The organism is Bacillus sp. P4_D3 (assembly GCF_056401855.1).
On record NZ_JBFUIN010000238.1, the window covers coordinates 1 to 4,893 of the forward strand.

5 protein-coding genes and 1 pseudogene are annotated in these 4,893 nt (G+C 35.9%); all 6 read left to right on the forward strand.

What is annotated here, in order from left to right:
• Positions 1-920, forward strand: a 920-nt coding sequence (potA, locus tag AC1DTM_RS18180; RefSeq protein ID WP_477000604.1) for a spermidine/putrescine ABC transporter ATP-binding protein PotA, incomplete at its 5' end; no start/stop codon positions are given.
• On the forward strand, positions 917-1,765 hold the full coding sequence (gene potB / locus AC1DTM_RS18185; RefSeq protein ID WP_002126118.1) for a spermidine/putrescine ABC transporter permease PotB: 849 nt from the start codon (positions 917-919) through the stop codon (positions 1,763-1,765). The genes potA and potB, both read left to right, overlap by 4 nt.
• Before the next feature lie 6 nt (positions 1,766-1,771).
• Positions 1,772-2,572 (forward strand): spermidine/putrescine ABC transporter permease PotC, encoded by an 801-nt coding sequence (gene potC, locus AC1DTM_RS18190; protein WP_002149696.1) that lies wholly within the window; start codon positions 1,772-1,774, stop codon positions 2,570-2,572.
• A 38-nt stretch (positions 2,573-2,610) separates the two neighbouring features.
• A complete protein-coding gene (gene potD / locus AC1DTM_RS18195) occupies positions 2,611-3,660 on the forward strand; it encodes a spermidine/putrescine ABC transporter substrate-binding protein PotD (protein ID WP_002202714.1) in 1,050 nt (349 codons plus the stop codon).
• A 59-nt stretch (positions 3,661-3,719) separates the two neighbouring features.
• Positions 3,720-4,367 (forward strand): phosphatase PAP2 family protein, encoded by a 648-nt coding sequence (locus AC1DTM_RS18200; protein ID WP_016104228.1) that lies wholly within the window; start codon positions 3,720-3,722, stop codon positions 4,365-4,367.
• A gap of 110 nt (positions 4,368-4,477) precedes the next feature.
• A pseudogene (locus tag AC1DTM_RS18205) lies at positions 4,478-4,893 on the forward strand (hypothetical protein); the annotation flags it as partial.

The following is a 4,893-nucleotide window of genomic DNA, read 5'->3' on the forward strand; positions in this document are numbered from 1 at the left end:
CTCTTTCTTTAGATATTAAAGAAGGAGAATTTTTAACAATTTTAGGACCGAGTGGTTGCGGGAAAACGACTTTACTTCGTATGATCGCAGGATTTGAAACGCCAACTAAAGGGAATCTTTTATTAGATGATGAAAAGATTAACGATTTGCCGCCATACAAGCGTCATATGAATTTAGTGTTCCAACATTACGCACTATTCCCACATATGAATGTTGAAAAAAATATTTGTTTCGGTATGAAAATGCAAAAAGTATCAGCAACAGAACAGAAAGAACGTGCGGAAGAGGCAATGCGTTTAACGCAGTTACTTGAGTTCCGTAATCGTAAACCGTCGAAGCTTTCTGGTGGACAGCAACAGCGTGTAGCAATTGCAAGAGCAATTGTAAACAACCCACGTGTATTACTATTAGATGAGCCACTTGGAGCGCTTGACTTTAAGTTAAGAAAAGATTTGCAACGTGAATTGAAAAACTTACAACGTAATTTAGGAATTACGTTCATATATGTAACGCACGATCAAGAAGAAGCGATGAGTATGAGTGATCGTATTGTCGTTATGAATAAAGGGCATATCGAACAAGTCGGCACGCCTAAAGAAATTTACAATCAACCGAAAACATTGTTTGTTGCAACGTTCATCGGTGAAAATAATATCGTGAAAAATGGGGAAAACTACGTAGCAGTTCGCCCTGAAAATGTAAAAGTTCGCTCGGTTGAAGAGCCAATTTTAAAAGAATACCACCTTGGGCATATTGAAGATATTGAATTTGTTGGAAATATGGAAAAGCTATATGTACGTGAGGAGAAAACATCGGAATTACTAATGGCATATCAAACTGCTGAAGAAGCAACGCAGTGGAGCATTGGAGATAATGTATATGTAGGCTGGGAGCAAGAGGACGAGGTGACCTTAAATTGAAGAAAGGGAAATTACTCGCATTACCTACAGTCGTATGGCTGTTACTCTTCTTCCTAATTCCACTTCTGTTCGTATTAGCATTTGCCTTCATGCAGCGCGGAGCATACGGGACAGTGGAAATGAAATTCACATTAGATAACATAGCGCGTGTGTTTGATCCATTATATATGGGGACGTTATGGGAAACAGTGAAAATTGCGGTTATTACGACAGTACTATGTTTATTAATCGGTTATCCATTTGCCTATACAATTACAATTGTTGATCGTAAATATCGTTCTATCCTTTTATTATTGGCAACGATCCCGTTCTGGATTAACTTCCTTGTTCGTTCATACGCATGGATTGTTATTTTACGTTCACAAGGTCTTGTAAACACATTGCTATTGAAACTAGGTATTATTAGTGAACCTTTAAATCTGTTATACAATACACCTTCTGTAATACTCGGAATGGTATATTCTTTATTACCATTTATGATTTTACCAGTGTATGCAGCAATTGAGCAGCTTGATAAGCGTAAGCTAGAGGCAGCTTATGATTTAGGCGCAACACCAGTAAAGGCATTTTGGAATGTAACAGTACCGATGACGATGTCAGGGATTACAACTGGTTCTATTTTAGTATTCGTTTCCTCTATCGGAATGTTTGTTGTATCAGACGTTATGGGTGGATCGAAAGTAGCATTAATCGGAAACGTAATTCAAAACCAATTCTTAGGCTCACGTGACTGGCCGTTTGGTTCCGCGTTATCTATGATTGTTGTTCTATTCTCTGTTCTGTTAATTTACTTATATTATCGTGCAACGAAAGTATATAAATATGATGGAAACGGAGGGGAATAGGCAAAAATGAAGAAGTTTTTAGTTTCTTATTCTTGGTTAATCTTATTGTTTTTGTATTTTCCAATGATGGTTTTAATGGTATATTCCTTCAACGATTCTCGCATTAATGCGGAATGGGAGGGCTTTACACTCCATTGGTATACAGATTTATTTCAAAAACAAGATGTTATTGATGCGTTTGTAAATAGTATTACGATTGCTCTTATAACGACAATTGTGACGACAGTTCTTGGTGTGATTTTTGCTATTGCATTACACCGTTACAAATATCGTTTTGAAGGGGCCATTAACGGTCTTGTATATTTACCAATTTTAATTCCTGATATTTTAATGGGATTATCTTTACTTATCCTATTTAGTCAATTAGGTATGGAACTTGGAAAAACAACAATTATTATTGCACACATTACATTCAGTATTTCATTTGTTGTTGTTATTTTAGCGGCACGTCTTTCTGGTATGGGACGTGATTTAGAAGAGGCTGCAAACGATTTAGGAGCAACGCCGTGGCAAACGTTTCGTTATGTAACGTTTCCAGCAATTGCACCAGGAGTTATTTCAGCCGCATTATTAACATTCACATTATCGATTGATGATTTTGTAATTAGTTTCTTCGTATCAGGACCAGGATCAACAACATTGCCATTATACATTTATAGTATGGTTAAGCGCGGAGTATCACCTGAAATTAATGCTCTTTCTACAATATTAATTGTTGTAATTGTAGGATTAATGGTGCTATCGGAAATTTTCCGTAATAAAGGTGCAGACGGTGAAGAAAACTCTGGAGGACACCTTCCTTTATAATACGAATGATATAGAAAGAACGAGGAGGTAAAAAATCAATGAAATTGATGAAGACATTAGCTGGCGCAGCTATTAGCTTCGGCCTTGTTGCAGGTGTACTTGCGGGCTGTGGTGAGAAGAAAGAAGAATTGAATATTTATAGCTGGGCTGACAACTTTGATGAGCAAGTTTTAAAAGATTTTGAAAAGAAATATAACGTGAAAATTAACTATGATAAATATGCAAGTAATGAAGAAATGCTTGCGAAATTACAAGCTGGTGGCGCGACATATGATTTAATTCAGCCATCTGATTACATGGTGAAAACGATGGCGAAGATGGACTTATTAGCGCCTTTAGATAAGAAGAACATCCCGAACATCGAGAACCTTGTTTCTAACTTTAAAACACCTGCATTTGATCCAGAGAATAAGTATTCTCTAGTATATACTTGGGGTGTAACAGGCATTGCATACAATAAAAAGTATGTGAAAGAAACACCTACAAGCTGGAATGATTTATGGAACGAGAAATATAAAGGACATGTTACTTTATTAAACGATTCTCGTGAAGTATTAGGAATGGGACTTAAGAAAAATGGTTTCTCTAATAGCACGAAAGAGGATGCACAGTTAAAGACAGCGTCTAATGATTTACAGAAGCTACTTCCAAACTTATTAGCATTTGATACAGATAATATTAAACAAAAATTCATTACAGAAGATGCGTGGATCGGGACTGTATGGTCTGGAGACGCAGCATTTATTGCGAAAGATAACAAAGATGTAGGATACGTTGTACCAAAAGAAGGAGGCACAATTTGGGCTGACACGTTAGCGATTCCAAAAGGTGCGAAACATAAAGAACTTGCAGAGAAGTTTATGAACTACTTATTAGATGAAAAAGTAAGTGTGAAAAACTACGAGTCAATTGGTTACAGTAATCCAAATGAAAAAGCTCATCCTCTTCATAGTAAAGAATATCGTGATAATCACATGATCTTCTTAACAAAAGAAGAATTAGATCGTACAGAGTGGCTTGTTGATGTAGACGATAAGTTAAAAGACTACGATCGCTACTGGACAGAGCTGAAAACAAAAGGTAAATAAGTAAGAAAATGCGGTTTCTAAAGTAGAAATCGCATTTTTTCATAGTAGGAGGAAATCGATTGAAGAAAAAGTTACATCAGTATGAATTAATGTGTATCATTTTGTTGTTTGTTCTATTTAGCATCATCGCTTGGAGGGTACATGTAGGTGGTGTTACAATGATGGATACATACGTACGTGATATGGTGAAAGGATTACAAACGGAAAGCTCACTTACATTCTTCACATACTTTACAAAGTTAGGATCTGCAATTGGAGTTATAACGACACTAATTATAAGCTTGTTCGTTTTTTGGAAAAAGCGTTATTATGCTGCTATGATTGTGTATCCAATGGCTATATTAACGACACACCTTGTTAATAAGGGAATAAAAGAAATTGCAAAAAGAGACCGCCCATCATTAAATGAGGCACTTGACGCACTTGGGTATAGCTTCCCAAGTGGACATGCAATGCTATCTATCATAACATTCGGTTTTCTTGCCTATATCATTGCTGCGAATTTGAAAAGTATAGCTGGAAAATGTGGTATTACGATTTCGATGGGCATATTAATTATATTGATTGGATTAAGTAGAGTTATTTTAAATGTTCATTATCCGACTGATATTTTAGCTGGTTATTGCGCAGGTGGCGTGTTGTTAATCATCGCAATTTATTGTCATCGTTTACTTACCGAGAGATTGGGACTTAATAACGAGAGATAGAAAAACGTCTAGAAAAACTAGTATTATAGTTTTCCTAGACGTTTTTTGTTTATGGGGAGATGTGATACAGTATAAATGATAAGTGAATTATATAAAGTAGGTGAAAATGTGTGAAGACAAATGTACATAAAATTGATAAGTGGGGGAAGATAGGAACTTTTTTGTATCAATTTCGTTATACAGTAATCGTAGCATTACTATTACTTGCGATAGTGCTCGGTACTTTTGCTCCAAAACTTCCAGGAGTATTGGGCGGTGATGGTTTCCAAACAGAAGGAGATTATCAAAAGACGAAAGAAATTTTAGATAAAGATTTTAAGCAGTCTCAAGATACACTTTTACTCGTTTTTGAAAAGGAAAAAAATACTTCGCATGAGGATTTCCAAAAGCGTATAGAGGGGATAATAAATCAAATTCAAGAGAAGGAAACATACGAATCTTTCCATCATCCCATGCAAAATGGGATGATGGAAAGATTCGTATGTTTCCTTCTCTTGAATTTGATTTATTATCCCCTCTATACGCT

Bases quoted from the DNA above. Each gene is read 5' to 3' on its own strand.
- potC (WP_002149696.1), top strand. From the start codon at position 1,772: ATGAAGAAGTTTTTAGTTTCTTATTCTTGGTTAATCTTATTGTTTTTG.
- potD (WP_002202714.1), top strand. From the start codon at position 2,611: ATGAAATTGATGAAGACATTAGCTGGCGCAGCTATTAGCTTCGGCCTT.